This window comes from Acinetobacter sp. OYA S30 (genome assembly GCF_033599315.1).
In the GTDB taxonomy this organism is placed as follows: domain Bacteria; phylum Pseudomonadota; class Gammaproteobacteria; order Pseudomonadales; family Moraxellaceae; genus Acinetobacter; species Acinetobacter baumannii.
The window spans coordinates 1-22,388 of sequence record NZ_JAWVAV010000019.1; the positions used below are offsets into that span (position 1 = coordinate 1).

Genomic DNA, 22,388 nt, shown 5'->3' on the forward strand with positions numbered 1-22,388 from the left:
ATTTTAATATAGGAAGATATAACTATGGCTAATACTAGATATGAAGATGATAACAATAGTTCAGGTACTTCAAATCGTGGATTTGCAAGTATGGATCCTGAAAGAGTCAGAGAAATAGCCAGTAAAGGTGGGCGAGCTGCACATGCCAGTGGCAATGCGCATGAATTTACTTCAGAAGAAGCTCGTGAAGCTGGCCGTGCTGCACATGCCAGTGGGAACGCACATGAATTTACCTCAGAAGAGGCTCGTGAAGCTGGTGCTTTAAGTCATAAAAACGATGATCGTAATGGTCGTGGTCGCAGCCGTTATGATGACGACGAAGATGATGACCGTGGCCGTTCAAGTGGTCGAGGCCGTGGCCGCAGTCGTTATGATGATGACGACGAAGATGATGATCGCGGTCGCTCAGGCGGTCGTGGTCGTGGTCGCGGTCGTGATGATGACGACGAAGATGATGATCGCGGTCGTTCAGGTGGCCGAGGCCGTGGCCGCAGTCGTGATGACGACGATGAAGATGATGATCGCGGTCGTTCAGGTGGCCGAGGTCGTGGTCGCAGCCGCCGTGATGATGACGATGAAGATGATGATCGCGGTCGTTCGGGCGGTCGAGGTCGTGGCCGCAGCCGCCGTGATGACGACGATGAAGATGATGATCGCGGTCGCTCAGGTGGCCGAGGCCGTGGTCGCAGCCGTTATGATGATGACGATGAAGATGATGATCGCGGTCGCTCGGGTGGCCGAGGCCGTGGCCGCAGCCGTCGTGATGATGATGACGAAGATGATGATCGCGGACGTTCGGGCGGTCGAGGTCGTGGTCGCAGCCGTCGTGACGATGACGACGAAGATGATGATCGTGGCCGTTCAGGTGGCCGAGGCCGTGGTCGCAGCCGTTATGATGACGACGATGAAGATGATGATCGTGGCCGTTCAGGTGGCCGAGGCCGTGGTCGCAGTCGTTATGATGACGACGAGGAAGATGATGACCGTGGCCGTTCAGGTGGCCGAGGCCGTGGTCGCAGCCGTCGTGATGATGATGACGAAGATGATGATCGCGGTCGTTCAGGTGGCCGAGGCCGTGGTCGCAGCCGTCGTGATGACGATGACGACGATGATGACCGCCGTGGCCGTTCAGATGGTCGTGGCCAGAACTCTCGTAATCAAAAACGCGATGCTTATGGACGCTTTACGTCTTAAGCAAACAGTTTTTGAGAATAAAGGAGGCATTATGCCTCCTTTATTTTTATTATTTTAAACTTATGAGTGGGTAAGGGGATGTAAGCCTTTTACAATATCTGTGAATTCTGAGCCATTTAACCAAAATGATTTCTTTAAAAATAGTGTCGTCATAATACTTTCGGCTGCTTCACTTTCCGGATTTTCACAGAAAATTCCATAGCTTTCGCCTAATACCGCATCATTTTCAATAAGACGGATATAGTAGGCATGTTGTTCATCTGCATAACCTAAAACTGCATCACGTTGATTTTTCATTTCGCATGTCTCCATACCAAAAACTGAATCTAACTCATATTTAAGTGTTCAGAATTTCATTGATAAAAATCAAAACAGTCAGTAATAAGAACTATTTCACAATAGGTTTTGATTCTCTTCAACTTACCATTTCCGTTTTAACATCCCTGTTAAAAGCAAAATGGATTAAAATCTGATCATGAAATTTATTGTTATGCAAAAAAAATATTTCGTCAACTTGAAAATGTAACTTTTTCAAGTTACATTGTTTGTGTAGGATTTGAACGGTGAAATGGAGGCGATATGCCAAAGAAGAAAGAATTCGAGCATGGCGGTGCACGGGAAAACGCCGGCCGTAAAGCACAGTTCAATGAACCCACCAAAGTGATTCGTGTTCCTGAATCTCAAGTCAACTTTATCAAAAATTGGTTACTGAATAATGTCAAAACCGATAACCAGACAGATTTCACTTCAAAACTAAAGATACAGCAGGTCCATCCGAACAACGATAAAATTTACCATATTCCTTTGGCGACAGAACGTGTTGCTGCGGGTTTCCCATCACCAGCGCAAGATGATATTGAGCAAGCACTCGATTTAAATGAATATTTAATTAGAAATGAAAATGCCACCTTTATTGTCAAAGCCAATTCGTTGTCCATGTTAGATGCCGGAATTGATATTGATGATCCGCTTATTGTGGACCGTAGTATTCCTGCTAAATCGGGCGATATTGTGATTGCACTTATCGATAATGATTTCACTGTTAAGCGCTTAATGATTGATACCCAATTTCAGCCCCCTAAAGTGTGGCTAAAAGCAGAAAATCCTGATTATCAAAATATTTATATTGAAGAGGGGCAAGAACTGGTGATTTGGGGAGTCGTGACCTATAACCTTAAACGTATGAGATAAATTTTTTCCCGTATTTATTATTTAAGTTACTGACCAGAAATGATGGTCAGTAACTTTTCGTTGAATGGCTTTTAAATTTGCCCAATCAATAAGCACGTCGCGATAACGACCATCAAGCCACCCGAAAAACGGCCAACTAATTGGGCTGCCTGTGGTCTGGTTTTCAAAATAGCCTCTGAACCATAACCCACCATTAAGTAAATAATCGCGCAGCTAATTATGTGGACAACACCAAAGGCAAGAATTTGTGTCGTTACTGACCATGAAGCAGTGGTGTCAATAAATTGAGGAAGCAGGGCTAAAAAGAGCAAAAAAACTTTCGGGTTTAAGCCACTTACGTAAACGCCTTTGGTTGCCCAGCTCAACCATGACTGAGCCTTTTCAGAACCAGACTCGTTCGGAGTTGGAGGGGTAAGTAATAAGTTTATTCCCATCCATAGCAAATAAGCAGAACCTGCAATTGTTAGGATCATGAGTGCAGTTGGATTATTTGCTACAAGCAGGCCAACACCAGCCGCTACCAATAAAATCGTAATAAAGTGCCCAAATAGCATACCTGCGACAGCCGGTACGACGACTTTGCCCTTAATTCCTGCCGAAATGGCATAGGCCCAGTCTGCCCCTGGCGTAATAATAAAAAGAATGGAGACACTCCAAAATGCAATAAAAATGTTAAAAGCCATAAGCTTATCTCGGCAAACTATTTTCCAAAGGTTTCGCTCGTGGTTTAGAAAAAATCCCTATTTATGCGAGCTTGTTGAAAATAATATGCTCATGTATTTAGAATGTGCTTTTAAATGTTTGCTCATATCACATACATTTGGGGTAAATTTTTCTAAATGGATCGCACGGATAAAAAGATTCTTGCTGAATTGCAATTAAATGGCCGATTATCTATCACTGAGTTGGCAGAAAAAGTTGGTTTGAGCATTTCACCTTGTCACAGACGAGTGAAGGCTTTAGAAGAGTCGGGAGCTATCAAAGGCTATCGGGCAGAACTTGACCCAAACTTAGTCGGTTTTGAGTTCTCAGCAATTGTTTTTATTACGCTTAAAGAAGGCGATAAACAGGCGGTTGAGAAGTTTGAAAATGCCGTGATTGAGATTCCGCAAATTATTCAGGCGCAGCGTTTGTTTGGTGAACCTGACTATTTACTCCATGTTGTTGCTAAAGATTTACCAGCTTTTCAGCGTTTATATGACGAAAAATTATCGGCTATTCCAAGTGTGCAACGGCTCATCTCAACCATTGTGATGAAAGATGTGGTGCCTGAGCGTTTATTTCCAATTAGCTAAATCATCAGATATAAAAAAAGAAGCTTTAAAGCTTCTTTTTTTAATTGGTAAAAGGGGGTAGGCATCTAGGCATCGAGTGTTTTACACAAAGAACAAATTGTACCGTTATGTTTGTGAGAGAACATAATATCTGGACGCTCATAGCCTTGCTCACATACGCGGCAGTGATAAACAGTTGCTACTGGTGTACCTTCAGCATCGTAACGTGGTTCTTTAACGCCGTCATCGTGTGACTTGATGTAGTATTTTCCTTTGGTTAATAGGCCCATGATTGGTGTTAATACGAAGGCAAGTACAAGTGCAATAATTGGAGAGTAAGGCGCTAGGAAACTACCCAATAATCCGAAGAATGCTGCAATCGATAAACCTGCTGATACAAGGAAAGCAACCATACCGACAGGGTTTACGTTGTAGAGCATGTCACGACGGTATTCCGGTTCTTTTGGTGAAAGTTTTAAAACATATTTGTTGATTGAAATGTCTGTTGCGACAACCACAACCCATGCAATCGCAAAGTTTGAATAGAATCCTAAGATTTTACCCAGTACCGCAAACATGTTGCCTTCCATTAAAGCAAGTGCAATTGCCAAGTTCACCATCACAAACACAATACGACCAGGATAATGTTTGCTAATACGAGTGTAGGCACTTGTCCATGCAAGGGAACCAGAGTAAGCATTGGTCACATTAATTTTAATTTGAGAAATAACCACCAAAATAACCGCAAGTGTTAAAGCCGCCCAGCCCGGAAGCATGTCATGAAACGCCGCATTAAACTGTTGAACAGGTTCGGTACTGTTTACGCCCGGTATTTTAGTGAGTAAATAGAAACCTAAAAATGCCCCAATAATTTGTTTAATCGCCCCTAAAATCACCCAGCCTGGCCCCGCTGAAATAACCGCTGCCCACCATGCTTTGCTATTTTCTTTTGTTTTTGCAGGCATGAAGCGTAGGTAGTCAATTTGCTCACCGATTTGCATAATTAGGGATAAGCATATACCTGCACCAAGCATAATCGCTGCCATATCTACAGGTGCAAAACCTTCATGACCTGTAAACGTTGCAAACTGGCTAACTAAGGTAGGTTCTTGGTAAATCAGATAAGCCACAGGACCAATCATTAGAACGAGCCAAAGTGGGGTAGTCCAGACTTGTAATTTACTTAAAGCTTTCATGCCGTAAATCACCAGCGGAATAACCATAACGGTTGAGATGAGGTAGCCAGCCCAAAGCGGAATGCCTAAACCGAGCAATAATCCTTGCGCCATGATTGAACCTTCAAGGGCAAAGAAAATAAATGTGAAACTGGCGAAAATGATACTGGTAAGAACCGAACCGATGTAACCGAAACCTGCACCGCGGGTAATCAAGTCAAGGTCGATGTTATAGCGAGCTGCGTAGTAGGCTAAAGGAATGCCGGTTAAGAAGATAATAATCGCTGCAAATAAAATGGAGAAAACAGCATTGGTTGTTCCATAAGACATACCAATACTGGCACCAATAGAAAAGTCAGCAAGATAGGCAATACCACCAAGTGCAGTAATAGCAACAACTTTGGGACTCCAGCGCCGAAAGCTGTGTGGAGCATAACGTAAAGTATAATCTTCTAAGGTTTCATTCACTGCTTTTTGTGAATCTGCACCTTGCACAGTGTCCAGATTTGGATGTTCAGATACACTCATAACATCAATCTCCCAATCATTTTCGGTCAATCAACACAAATATTGATCATTGTTTTTTGATGGTTTTGAGTGTGTGATTTTTGGGAAAAATTGAAAATACGTTATTTTGCGTATATGTGCGTATTAGAAAAAATCGCCATGATAAATGACTTTTGGCATAAGGATTGCTGGGTTTAATGCAGCCACATGCCAAACATGAGTGTTATGCCAGATTCTTCACGCCCCCAACAAGCGCCACAACGTGTGATCAAAACACGCCGTGAATATAATATTTGGGTGGCAGATGAAAGTATCGAAGATTATGCGCTCCGCTACGCACCCACCTCGGTACGTAAGTGGTCACCTTGGACGGTAACCAATACTGCAATTTCTACAGTTAGCTTTTTGGCTATGGAAGCCATTGGGGCAACCATGCTTTGGCAGTATGGCTTTAGCAATGCATTATGGGCAGCAATTGTCGTATGTACCATTATATTTTTAACCAGTTGGCCGATTAGTTACTACGCCGCAAAATATAATGTAGATGTTGATTTGCTTACTCGTGGTGCAGGTTTTGGCTACATTGGCTCGACCATTACATCTCTGATTTATGCCAGCTTTACCTTTATTTTGCTTGCGTTTGAAGCCGCAATTATGGCGATGGCACTTGAGCTGGCCTTAGGCATTCCGCAAGTTATTGGTTACTTAATTTCTGCCTTAGTGATTTTGCCTTTAGTGGTCAAAGGCATTGGTTTTATTAACAAAGTTCAGGCAGTCACTCAGCCAATCTGGCTCTTATTGCTGTTATTACCGTGGTTTTTTGTACTTTGGAAACAACCACAAATTTTAAGTAGTAGCTTGCATTTTGTTGGGGCGGTTTCAAACTCAACCGATTTTAACCTGTATTACTTTGGTGCGGCGTGCACTCTTATTTTTTCATTTGTGATCCAAATTGGTGAGCAAGCTGACTATTTACGTTTCTTACCACAAAAAGAAAAGAACAGAACTGCATGGCGTTTTGCCGTTTTTTTAGGTGGTCCATCTTGGATAATTTTTGGATTTTTAAAAGTTTTGATGGGCATGCTGCTGATGGTGTTGGCTTTTCAGCTGTTTATTCCTGTCTCTGAACTAGACAATCCGACTTATTTATATTGGGTTGCTTATCAGCAGTTTATTCCAAATCCTCAGCTAGCGTTAATATTGACTCTAGCACTGGTTTGCTTGGCGCAAATTAAAATTAATATGACCAATGCCTACGCTGGTTCATTGGCATGGTCTAACTTCTTTGCGCGCTTAACTCATAGCCATCCGGGACGAATTGTCTGGCTTCTTTTTAACGTTTTTATTGCCATTGTTTTGATGGAAATGGGAATTAGCCATGCGGTTGAACGTATTTTGGGACTATATAGCAATATCGCTTTGGCATGGATTGGTGCCGTCGTTGCCGATTTAATTATCTGTAAGCCTTTAGGTCTAAGTCCGAAGGGAATTGAATTTCGCCGTGCTTATTTATACGACATTAACCCCGTAGGTGTAGGTGCTTTACTGATTGCTTCAGTGCTATCGATGCTGAGTTATTTGGGCTTTTTTGGACTCATGGCGAAAGGTTTGGCGAGTTTTGTTGCGCTAGGAACTGCGTTGTTATGTGTACCTGTTATTGCTTACTTAACCAAAGGCAAATATTACATTGCACGCCAGCCTGAAAAAATTCAGGCGACTTCGGTTGCTAACTGCGTGGTATGTGAACGGGACTATGAGCTTGCTGATATGGCGGGTTGCCCAGCCTATAACGGTACGATTTGCTCTCTATGCTGTTCACTAGAAGCACGCTGCCACGATTTATGTAAACCTGATGCACGTTGGTCGGTACAGCTTAAAAAAGCCATTTGGCGCTATTTACCAGAACGTTGGGCTAGTCGTTTAAATAGCAGGGTCAGTTTGTATCTATTGTTGACTCTAGGATTGTCTATTGTTTTGGCAGTGAGTTTAAGTCTGGTTTATATCCAAGAAAAAACCTATTTAGAAACCATTAATGCGGCAGCCGTTCCACAGCTCTTTACACTGTTTGTGAAAATTTACACCATTTTATTTTTATTAATGAGTGTTGCTGCATGGTGGTTAGTACTAAACGATGAAAGCCGTCGTAATGCCGAAATCGAAACGCATCAGCAAACAGCATTATTGATTGATGAAATTGCTGCCCATGAAGTCACTTCAAAAGACTTACAAGATGCCAGAATAGCAGCAGAGCGGGCCAATGATGCAAAAAGCCGTTATGTCATTGGCATTAGCCACGAACTACGGACACCTCTAAATAGTATTTTGGGCTATAGCCAATTACTTCAAAAACAAGAACAACTCTCTGAACAAGGCAAAATGGCGCTCGGGGTGATTAGCCGTAGTGGGCAGCATTTGACTTCACTCATTGACGGTTTACTAGATTTAGCACGCATTGAAACAGGCAAGATTTCTTTAAATGTAGTGGATGTGCATTTCCCCAATTTTATTGAACAAATTATTCAAATGTTTCAACCACAGTTTGAACAGAAGAATTTACAGTTTGTTTATGAAATTGGAGATAACTTACCGCACTATGTCCGTACCGACAAAAAACGCTTAGAACAAGTGCTCATCAATTTGTTGGGCAATGCTTTAAAGTTTACAACGAGTGGCACAATTACTTTAAAAGTCGAGTACCGTTTTCAAACGGCTTATTTTGAAATTAGAGATACGGGCTGTGGTATTGCCGAGGCCGATTTAGAGCGAATCTTTAATCCGTTTGAACGGGGCAGCAATGTAGTGCAAGGCGGATTTACCGGAACAGGACTCGGGCTGCCGATTGTAAAATTATTGGTCGATTTACTTGGCGGACAGCTATCTGTGACTAGTCAGCTCAATCAGGGTTCACAATTTAAGATTAAGTTTTACTTACCTTCAAAAGAAGTGGTTCATCCGATTTCTAATGTTTACTCCAACCAGATTACGGGTTATCAAGGCGAGCGTAAACGAATTTTGGTTGTCGATAATGAAGCGGTAGACCGAGGTTTAGTTGCTAATTTTCTCAAACCTTTGGGATTTATGATTGAAGAAGCCGAGTCGGGCATTGACTGTTTAAGACGAGTACCTATTTTTCAACCTAACCTGATTTTGATGGATTTAAATATGCCTTTGATGGGCGGCTGGGAAACTGCGCGATTATTACGTCAGAATAATATTACCAATGTGCCGATCTTAATTATTTCAGCGAATGCAGGCGAGCGCGAAGTCAATCCACAAGACGCCGTCTTAAGTGAAGACTTTATGTTAAAACCAATCGATCTCAATTTGTTGCTGAGTAAAATTGGAGATAAGTTGGGCTTGGTGTGGATTGATTCTAAATCAGATGCAAACCTTGAAAATAATGAAGTTCAAACACTGGATGTAAAGGTGTTTAAGCAAGAGCAAGTTGCTGTTCATACATCAATTACACAACCTGAAAATAATGATCTGCTCGATTTACAGCAAAGCTTGCAGCAATTAAATGATTTAATTGGACAGGGTTATATTCGAGGAATTCAACAGACTTTAACGCAATGCCGTCAAAATTTTCCGGAGCATGATGAGTTATGGGAACAGCTTGAACAGGCTATTCAAAAGTTTGATTTAAAACACGCGCAACGATTGATTCAGGATAAGCAATGAGTACGCAACATGTTTCTTTTCAGCAAGCTTCGCCAAACGAGCAGGCTGTTATTCTGATTGTAGATGATGTGCCGGAAAATTTAGGCTTGCTACATGAAAGTCTGGATCAGGCAGGTTATCGCGTGCTTGTCACAACCGATGGGTTAAGTGCAATTGAAATTGCACACCGATGCTTACCGGATATGATTTTGCTTGATGGCAATATGCCGCATATGGACGGTTTTGAAAGTTGCATACAGCTTAAAGCGAGTCCAATTACGCAGTTTATTCCCGTTATTTTTATGACAGGTTTGTCTGAGACAGAGCATATTGTGCGTGGTTTTCAGGTCGGCGGGGTGGACTACGTAACTAAGCCACTGAATATTGAAGAAGTATTAGCAAGAGTAAAAACACATTTGGCACATGCCAAACTATTGCAACAACAGAAACAGGTGATTGATGCAACGGAAACAGCCATTCTTGCGCTAGATGTTCACGGTAAAATTGTGTGGAAAACCCAAAAGGCTAGTGATCTACTAAATCAATATTTACCCGAATTAGAAGGTTTTGAAGCAGGTTTAAAAGCTTGGTTTTCAGACTTAGAGCATGAAAAAGACTCCAAAAAATTAACCAGCTGTTTTTATTCAACACCATCTCAGCAATTACAGCTTTTATTGCTTACGCCGTGGGAAACTGAACCAAGTGTGGCAAAAAATTATCTTATCCAGATAAAAACTTCTACGCCAGCTTTGGAAATGGCTGATATTTTGAAATATTGCCCGCAGTTGACTCAACGTGAGGCAGAAGTCATGCACTGGTTGTTGTTAGGAAAAACCAATAAAGACATTGCAGAAATTTTGGAGCTGAGTCCACGGACAGTGAATAAACATTTAGAGCATGTTTTTGAAAAACTTTGCGTTGAAAACCGAACTGCTGCGGTGGCGCATATTAATAGTCTGGTGCAAGAGTTTCATTAATTTAAGTGAAGATTGTATTTAAAAAGCATACAGACTCACTGCTAAAAATAGGCTATTTTTTTACAGTTAAATTTGTTCTTATAGATAAAGATTATACAAAGTCATTTTTAAATAAATACGATTTGTAATATGAGGAATTCATTGTGAATATTCAACAAAAAGATGATACAAAACACGGCAGCTTTAGCTTACTTGATGGTGAAACCGTTGCAGGCGAAATGACTTATACATGGGCAGGCGAAAGCATGCTAATTATTGATGCCACAGATGTAAACGAAAATTATCGTGGACAAGGCGTAGGCCGCCAATTACTTGATGCTTTGGTTGCCTTTGTTCGTGAAAAAGACGTAAAAGTAATTCCGCTTTGCCCATATGCTAAATCGGTTTTTGATAAAGACCCAAGTATTGGTGATGTACTTAGAAAATAAGCAATAGATTAAAAATCATTTAATAAAAATCGGGCCTTGGTGTCCGATTTTTTATTGGCTTTATTATTCATCTTTGTTTTAGTGAATATGTTTTAAGCAGTTGTATTCAACTGATTTGAAGGTTTTCGATTGCCAAATCGAATTTATCAAACTTATAGAAAAGCTTATCTAATAAAAATAGTTTTAGACCAATTGGGAAAAAAATAAACTCGTTGCACAAATATTTAATAGCTGATGAAAGCTAAATATTTATAACGTTTTAATATTATTTGTTGGAATTTTCCTTGAACTGGCAGTATATCCATAGTGTGTTGCCGCAATTTTTCTCTGCAACTTTGACCACGCTGAAAATCTCAATTATCAGCATTATTTTGGCGATTATTGTAGGGCTGATTTGCAGCATTTTAATCACATATCGCGTGCGGGTGCTAAATAGAATTGCCCAGTTCTATATTGAGTTATCTCGAAATACCCCCTTATTAATTCAACTGTTCTTTTTGTATTACGGATTGCCAAAACTCGGTATCAAAATCGATGGTTTCACTTGCGGTGTGATCGGATTGACCTTTTTAGGTGGAAGCTATATGGCCGAAGCATTCCGAGCAGGTTTGCAGTCGGTGGCCAAAGGGCAGATTGACTCAGCAAAAAGTATTGGTCTACAACCGACTCAAATTTTTAGATATGTCATTTTCCCTCAAGCGCTTGCCATTTCAATTCCGGCAATAGGGGCAAATTGCCTATTTCTAATTAAAGAAAGTTCTGTGGTGAGCGCCATTGCTGTCGTTGAGCTGCTTTTTGTCACTAAAGACTTAATTGGCATGGACTATAAAACTACGGAAGCTTTGTTTTTACTCATCATGGCTTATCTGATTATTTTATTGCCCGTGTCTATTTTAACCAGTTATCTGGAGCACAGAAGTCGGAAGGTGAGCCATGGAACTTGATTATCTATTTCAAGCGAGTCACCTCGAACGTTTAATGTGGGGACTTTGGGCAACTGCAAAAATTGCATTTATTTCAGTGTTTTTCTCTGCAATTTTTGGCACAGTTTTCGGCGTCATTATGACTTCTAAAAACATAGTCGTTAAATCGCTGTGCCGCCTGTATCTAGAAGCCATTCGAATCATTCCAATTTTAGTTTTGCTGTTTGTGTTTTATTTCGGCTTTGCGACATGGTTTAACTGGCAGTTTTCAGCAATGTGGGTGTGTGTTGTTGTGTTTGTTTTATGGGGTACGGCAGAAATGGGCGATTTGGTTCGTGCAGCCATTACTTCAATTGATCAGCATCAACGCGATTCGGCCTATGCGCTCGGACTAACTCATGTTCAAGCCTTGGTCTATGTCATTTTTCCGCAAAGTCTAAAACGAGTAACACCAGGCGCGATTAACTTATTTACCCGAATGGTGAAAACCAGCTCTTTGGCAGTCCTGATTGGTGTGGTTGAAGTCATTAAAGTTGGCCAGCAAATTATTGAAAATTCGCTGTTGACCGTGCCGAGTGCTTCTCTTTGGATTTATGGCTTTATTTTTATTTTGTATTTTCTGATTTGCTATCCCTTATCTCGTTTGGCGGCACATTTAGAAAAGGTCTGGGAGTAATTATGCCTTTGTTATCGATACAACAATTACAGAAATCATTTGCACAAAGTCATATTTTACAGGGCATTGATCTGGATGTAGAACAAGGAGAGGTGGTTGTTATTTTAGGTCCATCGGGCTGCGGTAAAAGTACCTTACTGCGTTGTATTAATGGCTTAGAACCAATTCAGGGTGGCGAAATTCTTTTAACTGGCTCAGGTGTTTTGGGCAAAGATGTGGACTGGACTAATGCTCGTCAAAAAATTGGCATGGTTTTTCAAAACTATGAGCTGTTTGGGCATATGAACGTCATTGACAACATTTTGCTTGGGCCACTTAAAGTACAAAAACGCCACCGTGATGAAGCTGAACAAGTAGCAGATGTGTTGTTAAAGCGAGTGGGGCTATATGAGCGAAAACTTGATTATCCACGACAACTTTCTGGCGGACAAAAACAGCGTATAGCTATTGTCCGTTCACTGGTCATGCAACCTCAAGTGATTTTACTTGATGAAATTACTGCTGCGCTTGATCCAGAAATGGTTAGGGAAGTACTCGATGTAGTACTGAAATTGGCGAATGAAGGAATGACCATGTTGATTGTGACACATGAGATGTCCTTTGCGCGTAAGGTTGCCGACCGCATTATTTTTATGGATAAGGGCAAGATTATTGAACAGGCTTCACCAGAAGAATTTTTTGAACAGCCAAAAACAGAACGAGCGAAAGCTTTCTTAAATATTTTGTCGTACTAAATTTTTATTATTTGAATCATGAGGAAGTGAATGTTTAAACGTAATTCAATAAAAATATTAAGCAGTCTTGCTGTTGCTGGGGTTTTAGTAACTGCATGTAGTAAAACGCCATCAACTGAACAGGCAAGTAATGCTCAAGAAGACCATTCTTTAGAACAAGTCAAAAAAAATGGGGTTCTACGCGTTGCCGTTTTTGCTGATGATCCGCCGTTTGGTTATGTAGATAGTGCAGGTGATAATCAGGGCTTTGATGTGGCTTTAGCAAAACGAGTGACCAAAGACTTGCTCGGTGATGAAAAGAAAGTTGAGTTTATTGTGACTGAAGCTTCAAATCGGGTGGAGTTTTTAAAATCAAATCGTGCCGATGTGGTGTTCGCGACATTTACAGTAACCCCTGAACGAAAAGAGGTTGTCGATTTTGCCGAGCCTTATTTAAAAGGGGCTTTTGGGATTGTCTCGCCTAAAGCCAAGCCGATTACTAACATTGCTCAATTAGAAGGTAAAACCTTAATCGTAAATAAAGGCACAAGTTCGGATACTTACTTTACCAAGCATTATCCGAAAGTGAATTTACTCAAGTTTGAAAGAAACTCGGATGCCTTCAAAGCTTTAACCGACGGTCGTGGTGACGCAATTTCACAAGATAGTACGTATGCTTTGGCATGGGCCGCGAAGAACCCAAGTTATGTTGCGGGTATTCAGTCTATTGGTGATCAAGAGTTTATTGCACCGGCAGTTAAAAAGGGCAATACCCAACTATTGAATTGGCTCAATACTGAAATCAAGCAGCTCAGAACAAGCGGTGAAATTAAGAAAATTTATGATGAAACCTTGAAACCAATTTACGGTGACTCGGTTAATCCGAATGTGTTTTTAGACGTAGGCCAATAATTTTCGATATCGCTAGAGCAGTGCCTAAAAGTAGGCGCTGTGATTCTAAATAAGACTTTTACAAGAACGATAGGGTGAAATAATGACAACATTAACATTTCAAAACGTGAAGCATATTTTGGCTGCATCTTTACTGAGTTTGGGTTTGGTTGCATGTGATAAAGGAACTCAGTCTACTGAAAAATCGGCCGATACCACACAAACTACGTCAAGTATTGAACAGATCAAAAAGAATGGTGTGGTACGAATTGGCGTATTTAGTGATAAACCGCCGTTTGGATATTTAGATGCTCAAGGTAAAAACCAAGGCTTTGATGTAGAGATTGCCAAGCATGTCGCTAAAGATCTACTCGGTGATGAAAACAAAGTTGAGTTCGTTTTAACTGAAGCAGCTAACCGTGTCGAATATTTAAAAGCCAATAAAGTAGATATTATTTTTGCAAACTTTACTGTTACCCCAGAACGTAAAGAGGTGGTCGATTTTGCTAAGCCTTACCTAAAAGTGGCGCTCGGTGTGGTTTCTCCTAAAAGCCATCCAATTACCGATGTGGCTCAACTTAAAGATAAAACCTTGCTGGTAAACAAAGGTACAACGGCTGATTCATTCTTCACCAAGACTCATCCTGAGATTAAACTACAAAAGTATGAGCAAAACACTGAAACTTTTGATGCTTTAAAAGATGGTCGTGGTGCTGCGCTTGCACATGATAACTTGCTGGTTTTAGCTTGGGCCAAAGAAAATCCAAATTACACTGTTGGCATTACTAATTTAGGTGAGCAGGACTTAATTGCACCAGCAGTGAAAAAAGGCGATAAAGAGTTACTGGACTGGTTGAACCAAGACTTAGAGAAACTGGCAAAAGAAGGTGTGATTCATCAGGCTTATGAAAAAACGTTAAAACCAGTTTATGGCGATACGATTAATCCAAAAGATCTATTGGTTGAGTAATTCTAACAAAGAGGACTCTAGATAGGATTTGCTCGAGCTAGGAGTCGACTAGATTTTTAAAGTCGGCTCTGCTGCTAATTTATCTGCCAAATATTGAATCAATACACTCAATTTAGGTGGGACATGCCGTGTCGGTGGGTAAAGTAACCACAGCCCACCACTGTAATAGGTTTTAAAATCCCAGTCTGGTAAAACCTGAACTAAGGTGCCTTGTTGTAGAGCATGGCGTGCAACGAAGTACGGCAAGCTCGCAATACCTAAATGCTGTAATGCAGCACTCAAACGCACACCCGTATGATTTGCTGCATAACGACCACGTACGGCAACACTTATCGATTTATTTCCTTGCTGAAATTTCCATTTTGAGTCACTGGCTTGTTCACCTAAGTAAATACATTCATGCTGCTTTAAATCATGAGGGTGGCTCGGTATGCCATGCTTGGCCAAATACTCAGGCGTAGCGCAAACCAAGTGATCAATATCAATGAGTTTTCGACCCATAAGGCCGCCCGGTGGTTGCTCTGTAATTCGAAGTGCTAAATCGACTCCATCATCAATGAGATCTACATAGTGATCTTCTAAAAGCATTTGAATATCAATTTTCGGGTAGCGTTCTAAAAATTCGGGTAAATGCGGATGAATCATAAAATGTCCCACCGCTTTCGGAACACTCATACGAATAATACCTTCTGGCTCAACATGAAATTGACCCGAACTTTCCATGACTGCTTGTGCCGCATTCACCATATCTAAACAGCGTTGATAGACCTGTTGTCCACTTTCACTTAAACGAAGTTTCCGTGTGGTCCGATAGAGTAAGCGGGTGCCTAAAGCACGCTCTAAACGAGCAATCGCACGACTAACAGCAGAAGGTGTTGTACCAAGCTGGCGTGCAGTTTCAGAAAAGCTTTCCGACTCGACAACCTTAACGAAAGTCGCCATTTCATTTAACAGAACCAGACTTTGATTTGTGCTCATGAGGCAAAAGTTATTTGGATTTTGATTGGATTATCGCGTCTAAAAAATCGCAATACAATCTTTTAAGTGATTTTCAGGAAACTAAATTGTTATGTGGCAGTTGTATGGACATGAGTTTTTAACGCTAGCTCTTATTCACTTTATGGCGGTGATTTTACCAGGACCAGATTTTGTGATTACGGTAAGACAAAGTGTACGTTATGGTTATTTGATTGGATGTCTGACTGCAATTGGTATTGGTGTCGGAATTTCAGTACATGTGTTTTATACACTTGTTGGTATTGGCTTTTTGATTCAGCAAAGCGAATGGCTCATGTCACTGATCAGAACAGCGGGGGCAGCTTACTTAGTGTATTTAGGATGGCAGTGTTTACGTAGCCAGCCGAATACTAATATTGAAATTAATGGCCAAGCAGGTAGTGACACGCCAAGTTTATTTAAAGCTTTTACGATGGGTTTTCTTACCAATGCGTTAAATCCAAAAGCCACTATCTTTTTTCTGGCAATTTTTACGACGGTTGTAAGTACGACCACACCAATGAAAGTTCAGGTTTTTTATGGAGTGTGGATGTGTATGGTCAATGCCATTTGGTTTATGGTGGTGAGTGTACTGTTTGCACAGCCTATCGTACGTAAAAGATTTTTGGAGTTTGGGGTTTATTTTGAGAGGGTGATGGGAGTGTTATTAATTGGAATTGCATTGAGATTGATTTGGGGATTGTTTGATTAAGTTGGTTTTATTTTTAAGTGGATGGGGTAGCGAGACGGAGTCTTACCGTTTATACGTCACAATAAAGTAGCTAATTCTGTTACTTTTTTTGGAAAAAGTAACCAAAAAACTTTGTCATCTACAGAACCTGTTCACTGTTTTCATCTATCAGGAAATGTTGCAAAAACATTATTTTTATAAATTATGGGCAGGCTGTAGATGACTCTTAGCACGAGCCGAAGGCTAAGCTAGGAATCAAATTTCAAATCATAAGACTCCGCCGTGATAAGCACTTTAAATTTTTTAGATTATTAATGACTTTTAGCTCGAGCCGAAGGCTAACTTAGAAATCGAATTTCAAATCATAAGACTCCGCTGTGATAACCACTTTGACTTGTTCTCCTATATGTCTTTAGAGCTAAAGTAGCTTCAATAAAGAAACCATAAAAAAAGACTGCCCGTAAGCAGTCTTTTTTAATAAATTTAATTGCTACGCCTATTACGCGTCAGTTGATGTAACACCGACACCAATAAATCAATTTCTTCCGTTGTATTATAAAAAGCCAAAGACGGACGCACGGTCTGTTCTACACCAAAACGACGTAAAATTGGCTGTGCACAGTGGTGCCCAGAACGTACAGCAATACCATGTTGATTTAAAGCTTTACCGACTTGTTCAGTTGAATAGCCTTGTAAAGTAAAGGACATCACACTGGCTTTGTGATGCGCCGTTCCGATCAGGCGTAAACCAGACACACTACTCAGCGCATTTTGACCATATTCGAGTAGATCATGTTCATAGCGAGCAATGTTATGAATGCCTAGACTTTCTACATATTCAAGTGCAGCACCTAAACCAACAGCATCGGCAATGTTTCCAGTTCCAGCTTCAAACTTGTTTGGTGCAGGTTGGTAAACTACTTGTTCGAAGGTGACATCCTGAATCATGTTACCGCCGCCTTCCCATACAGGCATATTTTCTAGCAACTCTGGTTTTGCATAGACCGCACCAATGCCCGTCGGCCCAAATACTTTATGTCCAGAGAACACAAAAAAGTCTGCATCGAGAGCTTGTACATTGGTAGGGATGTGCGAAACAGATTGCGCGCCATCAACTAAAACGCGTACACCTTTGGCATGGGCAATTTTAATGACTTCAGCAACAGGTGTGACTGTACCTAAAGCATTCGAAACTTGAGTAATTGACAGCAGTTTAGTGCGTTCATTAATCAGTTTTGGTAACTCTTCTAAAATAATCTGGCCCGTGTCATCCACAGGAATGACTCTTAATTTCGCTCCAGTTTTTTTAGTGAGTTGATACCAAGGCACAATATTGGCATGGTGTTCTAAGTGAGAAACAATAATTTCATCACCTTCACCAATATTTTGCTCACCCCATGTTTTTGCAATCAGGTTAATGCCTTCGGTTGTTCCTCGAACAAAGATAATTTCTTTAGAAGAGGGGGCACCAATAAATCGGGCAACTACATTTCTTGCATGTTCATAGGCATCAGTTGCACGAGCCGCTAACTCATGGGCAGCACGGTGAATATTTGAGTTTTCATGCTGATAAAAATAAGCAATCCGGTCAATCACACGCTGCGGTTTTTGTGTGGTCGCTGCATTATCAAACCAGACCAAAGGTCGACCGTTGATGCGTTCCTGTAAAATTGGAAAATCGCGACGTATGGCATGTACATCGAGTGGTTGCGCACTGCTTGCCACAAAGATTGGTTGTGATGGTTGATAATGGCTATAACTTTGTCCACTTTGAGGCAAGTCTAAAAAATAAAATGCAGAGCTTGCTGAACTTTGGGTAGGCGTGTTCGTTGCAAAACGATCTTCCGTCAGTAAGGACTTTAGCTGGTCACCATGTGGCAATTGAAAAGACTGCGCAACCGAATAATTGTCTTCAACACCTTTAACAGATGGTTCTGTTGCATTGGGGGCAGAAAAATCATTTAAAAAATAATAAGGTGATTCACCAGCACCCGTTGGTAAGTTTGGTTCAATGCGTGGCACATTTGGTTCACTATGAGCAGCTTGTGGCAAATGTGGTTCAAATGGTGGGCGTGGTAAATTAGCTCCACCAACCACAGGCGCAGACGCTACAATTCGGCGTTCAGGGTAGTCGGGCAAATTTGGAATATGCTCAGGATATTCCGGATTGAGACTTTTCTGAAAGGCGATATTGGGCGCACGACCACTGAGTGCAGAAAATGGTTCACCCGGTTGTGGTGGGTGCGGTGGTGCTCCGACAGGTAAATCCAAGTTAAGCCCCGATGGAGAAGTCGAACTGCTTGAGCTTGGCACTGCTGAAAAAAACTCATTAGCAAGTCGAGCAATGGTGGACTCATCAGGGAAGTTGGCTGGTGGGTTAACACCAGTCACTTCAGGCCCCGTTGGACTACCTTGCAGATTACTTGTAGTTAACTGGGTAGTCATGATATTTGTCCACCTCCACATCATCTAACACTGCCAAAGCATCGTCTGTTAATACTGCAAGTGAGCAATATAACGAGATTAGATACGACGCAATCGCGTTACGGTTGATTCCCATAAAACGTACTGAAAGCCCCGGTGACTGTTCACCCGCAAGACCCGGTTGGAACAAACCAACAATCCCTTGACGCTTTTCACCAACACGAAGCAGCAAGATTTTAGTTTTGCCATCTTCTACAGGAATTTTATTTGATGGAATAAGTGGAATTCCGCGCCATGTAATGAACTGCGAACCAAACAGACTAACCGTTGGAGGCGGTACACCACGGCGTGTACATTCACGGCCAAATGCTGCAATCGCATCAGGGTGTGCTAGGAAAAATCCCGGTTCTTTCCAAACTTTACGTAGCAAATCATCAAGATCATCAGGAGTAGGTGGGCCATTTAAAGTCGAAATACGTTGGTCATCTGTCACACTTGCCAGTAAACCGTATTCCGGGTTATTGATAAGCTCACTTTCTTGACGTTCTTTAATGGTTTCAATGGTTAAGCGAAGCTGTTCTTTAATTTGGTCATGTGGGCTGCTGTAAAGGTCGGCAACACGTGTATGCACATCTAAAACAGTAGATACACCATTTAAAAAGTATTCGCGTGGCTCAGGGTCATAATCAACAAAAGTCTGAGGTAAAGTTGCTTCATCACGTTGTGTACAAGCCACCTGTATATCATCGGTATTATTGACACGGTTTAGGCGATAAATACCTGCTTCAACAGGAATCCACTGAAGTAAGTGAGTCAGCCAGCGGGGAGTAATTGTAGAAAGCTGGGGAGCTGTTTTGGTTGCATTGGCCAGTTGACGGGCTGCATGGTCCCCAAGTGCAAGTTGGGCTTTATCTGTATTTTTCGCCATGAATCATTTTTCCTTTTTACATTGGCTTTTTGAAAATAAAAATTCTAGGATGCATATAAACTAGAATTAGTTCTGGTTTTAAAATTAAAATCGCGTTATAAATTTTTTAAATACTGAGCTTATTAATGAGTTATCTATTTTCTAAATAAAAATATATTTAAACTAGAAATAAGCATTTTATTAATCTGCACGTTCTTTGTTTATTTATCTCCTTATCTATTTATTTCACATCTATAGTTTTTAACCGACAATATGATTTTTTTGATAAGACTCATTCGGTGACTGTAAAATCTGGCTACCTGCAGCAACACTATGGGTTAGCCAAACATTCCCCCCAATAATTGACCCTCGACCAATGGTAATACGGCCTAAAATAGTGGCGCCTGCATAAATCACGACATCATCTTCAACAATCGGATGGCGTATATAATCTTTTTTCAAACCACCATCATCATTGGTTTCAAAGCGTTTTGCTCCAAGGGTCACGGCCTGATAAATACGAACGCGTTCCCCAATCACACAAGTCTCGCCAATCACCACACCCGTACCATGATCAATGAAAAATCCTTTACCGATTTGCGCACCCGGATGAATATCAATACCTGTTGCAGAGTGAGCCAACTCCGAAATAATGCGAGACAATAAAGGCACTTGAGCATAGAGCTGATGGGCAATTCGGTGATAGATAATCGCAAATATGCCCGGATAGCAGAGTAATACTTCATCTACACTATGTGCTGCCGGATCACCTTCATAAGCCGCTCGCACATCGCCGTCTAAAAGGCGCCGTATAGAGGGCAAAGTGTTGGCAAAATCCTGCACAATAGTTTGAGCAAGTTCTTGTGGCTGCTGCACTGGGCTTGAATGACTCAAATGTCGTTTCGCTTCATAATTTAAAGCCAGTTGTACTTGAGCATGTAAAGCTGTTAGTACCCGATTTAAAGTAAAGGCAATATAAGAATCTTCAGTTTCCTGACGTAAGTCGGCAGGGCCTAAACGCATTGGAAATAAAATCCCGCACAGGTCATCTAAAATGGCCTTTAAAGCTTCTTTAGATGGAAGTTCACGGCCCCCAAATTCTTTGGTCCTGTGTTGCTGCTGACGCCAGTCATGCCTTGCTTGTTGTAAACCTTGTACAACCGCATTAATGTTCCATTGAGTCACAAGCTTTCCTTGATTCACTGAAAATTGATTGAAGTATTAGTCTTGTTGCCAAGGAAGTTGGTGGATGCGCCAGCCATTTTTCTGATTACGCTGTTGCTGTTCATTTAGATCACCTTCAAAGCCTTCAAGAACGTTATAAATGTGTTCAAAACCTGCATTAAATGCGGCTTCGGCAGCTTGTGCTGAACGGTTGCCACTACGGCATAACAAAAGAATGGTTTTGTCTTTACCAACTTTTGATTCAAGTTCTTTTAAAAAGCGTGGATTACGATTAAATGACGTGCCTGTTGCCCAAGCGACATGAATACTTTCAGGGACATAACCCACAAATTTACGTTCTTCATTAGTACGCACATCAACTAAAACAGCTTCTCCTTGTTGTACAAGCTGCCATGCATCAACAGGTGATAAACTGCCACTAAAATTTAATTCGTGTTCTTGTGCATATTGCTGCGCTTTAGCAAGAATATCTTCGGCCGAAAAGGATGTATTTGAACCATTTGAGATAAAACTTTGCGGAGTTTCAGTATTTAATTTAGCGTTCATTAAATATATCCTTATCTTTGATTCAGATTGTTAAGGTTCAATTTACGCGGTTTTAAATATAAGCAAAAATAAGGAATATCTATTTATATATATTATTTTGATAAATAAGAGCGGTGAATATTTTATATAAAAAAGTATTAGTTAATCTTATAAAGTTATTAAAATAAAATAGATTTAAGAAATTTTATTATTTAGTAAAAAACCGTACAGATTAAAATAATCCGCACGGTTTTTAAAATTAAGCAAATCCACCATTTACACGAATGACTTGAGAGTTTACCCAGCACCCATCTGGACCAGCCAGCATGGCAACTACGCCAGCAATTTCGTCAGGTGTCCCGATCCGTTCCAATGGAGCAAGTTTTGCAATAGCCGCTACTTGCTCGTCAGTTTTTCCATTGTAAAAAAGGTCAGTGCCTGTCGGGCCGGGCGCAACGGCGTTTACAGTGATATTGCGTCCACGTAACTCATTTGCTAACACATGTACCAAACCTTCGACACCTGCTTTTGACGCAATATAAGGACTATAAGCCGGAAAAGATTTGGCAATTACACTGGTTGAAAGCGCAATAATCCGGCCACCATCTGGCACCGTTTCGGCCGCATGCGCCAATATTAAAAACGCGCCACGTAAATTGGTATGAATCACTTTATCGAAATCTGGCAGGCTTTCAGGTGTAATTTTTGCCATAGGCATAATACCGGCACTATGAACTACCACATCTAACTGACCGTTAATCGCTTTAGCTTCTTGAAACAAACGACTCACCTCATGTTCATTTGCGACGTCCGCTTGAATAGCTGAGGCTTGACCACCTTGCTCAATAATATGTTCTACAGTGGCTTGGGCATGCGCTTTATTGCCAGCATAATTAATAATCACATAAAAACCATCTTGAGCTAAACGTTCTGCAACAGCACGGCCAATACCACGTGATGCACCAGTAACCAGAGCTGTTTTTCTTGAAATATTCATTTTTAGATTGCCTGTTTGAGTAGGTATGGCTTATTTTAATAATATAGAAATATGGGATAAATCCTTAGAATTGGATAAGATAAT

Annotated in this window: 22 protein-coding genes and 1 pseudogene; 13 read left to right on the forward strand and 10 right to left on the reverse strand. The window is 41.0% G+C overall.

The genetic code is table 11. The features are described 5' to 3' along the window. Positions 1–24: 24 nt before the first annotated feature. Positions 25–1,194, forward strand: coding sequence for a KGG domain-containing protein (locus R5R67_RS10910; RefSeq protein WP_000024217.1), 1,170 nt, complete (start codon positions 25–27; stop codon positions 1,192–1,194). Between the two features lie 60 nt (positions 1,195–1,254). On the opposite strand, the gene R5R67_RS10915 is transcribed toward R5R67_RS10910, so the two are convergent. Further along, positions 1,255–1,491 carry a hypothetical protein gene (locus R5R67_RS10915; protein ID WP_000795915.1) on the reverse strand — a complete coding sequence of 79 codons (237 nt, stop codon included), beginning with the start codon at positions 1,489–1,491 and terminating at the stop codon, positions 1,255–1,257. Positions 1,492–1,773: 282 nt separating this feature from the next. Here R5R67_RS10915 and R5R67_RS10920 point away from each other — a divergent pair, with 282 nt between their 5' ends. Then, positions 1,774–2,385 carry a LexA family protein gene (locus tag R5R67_RS10920; RefSeq protein ID WP_001124839.1) on the forward strand — a complete coding sequence of 204 codons (612 nt, stop codon included), beginning with the start codon at positions 1,774–1,776 and terminating at the stop codon, positions 2,383–2,385. A gap of 71 nt (positions 2,386–2,456) precedes the next feature. Here the strand turns inward: R5R67_RS10920 and R5R67_RS10925 are convergent, their stop codons facing one another. Then, positions 2,457–3,068 (reverse strand): LysE family translocator, encoded by a 612-nt coding sequence (locus tag R5R67_RS10925; protein WP_000885225.1) that lies wholly within the window; start codon positions 3,066–3,068, stop codon positions 2,457–2,459. A gap of 156 nt (positions 3,069–3,224) precedes the next feature. Here R5R67_RS10925 and R5R67_RS10930 point away from each other — a divergent pair, with 156 nt between their 5' ends. Then, positions 3,225–3,680 carry an Lrp/AsnC family transcriptional regulator gene (locus R5R67_RS10930; RefSeq protein ID WP_000376214.1) on the forward strand — a complete coding sequence of 152 codons (456 nt, stop codon included), beginning with the start codon at positions 3,225–3,227 and terminating at the stop codon, positions 3,678–3,680. A gap of 65 nt (positions 3,681–3,745) precedes the next feature. Here the strand turns inward: R5R67_RS10930 and R5R67_RS10935 are convergent, their stop codons facing one another. Beyond that, positions 3,746–5,362, reverse strand: a complete 1,617-nt coding sequence (locus tag R5R67_RS10935; protein ID WP_000116423.1) for a purine-cytosine permease family protein — start codon at positions 5,360–5,362, stop codon at positions 3,746–3,748. Between the two features lie 195 nt (positions 5,363–5,557). On the opposite strand from R5R67_RS10935, the gene R5R67_RS10940 reads away from it, so the two are divergent. The 3 genes from R5R67_RS10940 (at position 5,558) to R5R67_RS10950 (ending at position 10,406) form a co-directional block, all read left to right on the forward strand. Further along, the gene (locus R5R67_RS10940; RefSeq protein ID WP_000115394.1) at positions 5,558–9,022 is read left to right on the forward strand and encodes an ATP-binding protein; all 3,465 of its coding nucleotides are present in this window, start codon (positions 5,558–5,560) and stop codon (positions 9,020–9,022) included. Further along, complete coding sequence (locus R5R67_RS10945) at positions 9,019–9,978, forward strand: response regulator transcription factor (protein ID WP_000107132.1); 960 nt, start codon at positions 9,019–9,021, stop codon at positions 9,976–9,978. The genes R5R67_RS10940 and R5R67_RS10945 overlap by 4 nt, the downstream gene beginning before the upstream one ends. A 143-nt stretch (positions 9,979–10,121) precedes the next feature. After that, on the forward strand, positions 10,122–10,406 hold the full coding sequence (locus R5R67_RS10950) for a GNAT family N-acetyltransferase (RefSeq protein ID WP_001025680.1): 285 nt from the start codon (positions 10,122–10,124) through the stop codon (positions 10,404–10,406). 106 nt (positions 10,407–10,512) lie between these two features. Here the strand turns inward: R5R67_RS10950 and R5R67_RS10955 are convergent, their stop codons facing one another. Then, on the reverse strand, positions 10,513–10,626 hold the full coding sequence (locus R5R67_RS10955) for a hypothetical protein (protein WP_014206469.1): 114 nt from the start codon (positions 10,624–10,626) through the stop codon (positions 10,513–10,515). A gap of 64 nt (positions 10,627–10,690) precedes the next feature. Here R5R67_RS10955 and R5R67_RS10960 point away from each other — a divergent pair, with 64 nt between their 5' ends. The 5 genes from R5R67_RS10960 (at position 10,691) to R5R67_RS10980 (ending at position 14,579) form a co-directional block, all read left to right on the forward strand. Then, positions 10,691–11,350, forward strand: a complete 660-nt coding sequence (locus tag R5R67_RS10960) for an amino acid ABC transporter permease (protein WP_001104474.1) — start codon at positions 10,691–10,693, stop codon at positions 11,348–11,350. After that, positions 11,340–12,005, forward strand: coding sequence for an amino acid ABC transporter permease (locus R5R67_RS10965; RefSeq protein ID WP_000418074.1), 666 nt, complete (start codon positions 11,340–11,342; stop codon positions 12,003–12,005). Before R5R67_RS10960 ends, R5R67_RS10965 begins: the two co-directional genes overlap by 11 nt. A gap of 2 nt (positions 12,006–12,007) precedes the next feature. After that, on the forward strand, positions 12,008–12,739 hold the full coding sequence (locus R5R67_RS10970) for an amino acid ABC transporter ATP-binding protein (RefSeq protein ID WP_001130354.1): 732 nt from the start codon (positions 12,008–12,010) through the stop codon (positions 12,737–12,739). A gap of 30 nt (positions 12,740–12,769) precedes the next feature. Beyond that, on the forward strand, positions 12,770–13,630 hold the full coding sequence (locus tag R5R67_RS10975; RefSeq protein WP_000476799.1) for a transporter substrate-binding domain-containing protein: 861 nt from the start codon (positions 12,770–12,772) through the stop codon (positions 13,628–13,630). An 82-nt stretch (positions 13,631–13,712) separates the two neighbouring features. Next, the gene (locus R5R67_RS10980; protein ID WP_000209980.1) at positions 13,713–14,579 is read left to right on the forward strand and encodes a cysteine ABC transporter substrate-binding protein; all 867 of its coding nucleotides are present in this window, start codon (positions 13,713–13,715) and stop codon (positions 14,577–14,579) included. Between the two features lie 48 nt (positions 14,580–14,627). Here R5R67_RS10980 and R5R67_RS10985 read toward each other — a convergent pair whose 3' ends face one another. Next, positions 14,628–15,557, reverse strand: a complete 930-nt coding sequence (locus R5R67_RS10985; protein WP_002040900.1) for a LysR family transcriptional regulator — start codon at positions 15,555–15,557, stop codon at positions 14,628–14,630. 91 nt (positions 15,558–15,648) lie between these two features. Between R5R67_RS10985 and R5R67_RS10990 the strand changes: the two genes are divergently transcribed. After that, entirely contained in the window at positions 15,649–16,287 is a 639-nt protein-coding gene (locus tag R5R67_RS10990) for a LysE family translocator (protein ID WP_000267770.1), read from the forward strand. 88 nt (positions 16,288–16,375) lie between these two features. After that, positions 16,376–16,496: pseudogene (locus R5R67_RS10995) on the forward strand (hypothetical protein). A 253-nt stretch (positions 16,497–16,749) separates the two neighbouring features. On the opposite strand, the gene R5R67_RS11000 reads toward R5R67_RS10995, so the two are convergent. The 5 genes from R5R67_RS11000 to R5R67_RS11020 form a co-directional block, all read right to left on the reverse strand. Next, on the reverse strand, positions 16,750–18,711 hold the full coding sequence (locus R5R67_RS11000; RefSeq protein WP_000211573.1) for a family 2A encapsulin nanocompartment cargo protein cysteine desulfurase: 1,962 nt from the start codon (positions 18,709–18,711) through the stop codon (positions 16,750–16,752). After that, positions 18,686–19,618, reverse strand: coding sequence for a family 2A encapsulin nanocompartment shell protein (locus R5R67_RS11005; RefSeq protein ID WP_001107594.1), 933 nt, complete (start codon positions 19,616–19,618; stop codon positions 18,686–18,688). Before R5R67_RS11005 ends, R5R67_RS11000 begins: the two co-directional genes overlap by 26 nt. A gap of 240 nt (positions 19,619–19,858) precedes the next feature. After that, complete coding sequence (epsC, locus tag R5R67_RS11010) at positions 19,859–20,800, reverse strand: serine O-acetyltransferase EpsC (protein WP_085943499.1); 942 nt, start codon at positions 20,798–20,800, stop codon at positions 19,859–19,861. 18 nt (positions 20,801–20,818) lie between these two features. Further along, a complete protein-coding gene (locus R5R67_RS11015; RefSeq protein ID WP_000992243.1) occupies positions 20,819–21,328 on the reverse strand; it encodes a rhodanese-like domain-containing protein in 510 nt (169 codons plus the stop codon). A 238-nt stretch (positions 21,329–21,566) separates the two neighbouring features. Beyond that, positions 21,567–22,304 (reverse strand): SDR family oxidoreductase, encoded by a 738-nt coding sequence (locus tag R5R67_RS11020; RefSeq protein ID WP_001027449.1) that lies wholly within the window; start codon positions 22,302–22,304, stop codon positions 21,567–21,569. Between the last annotated feature and the right edge of the window lie 84 nt (positions 22,305–22,388).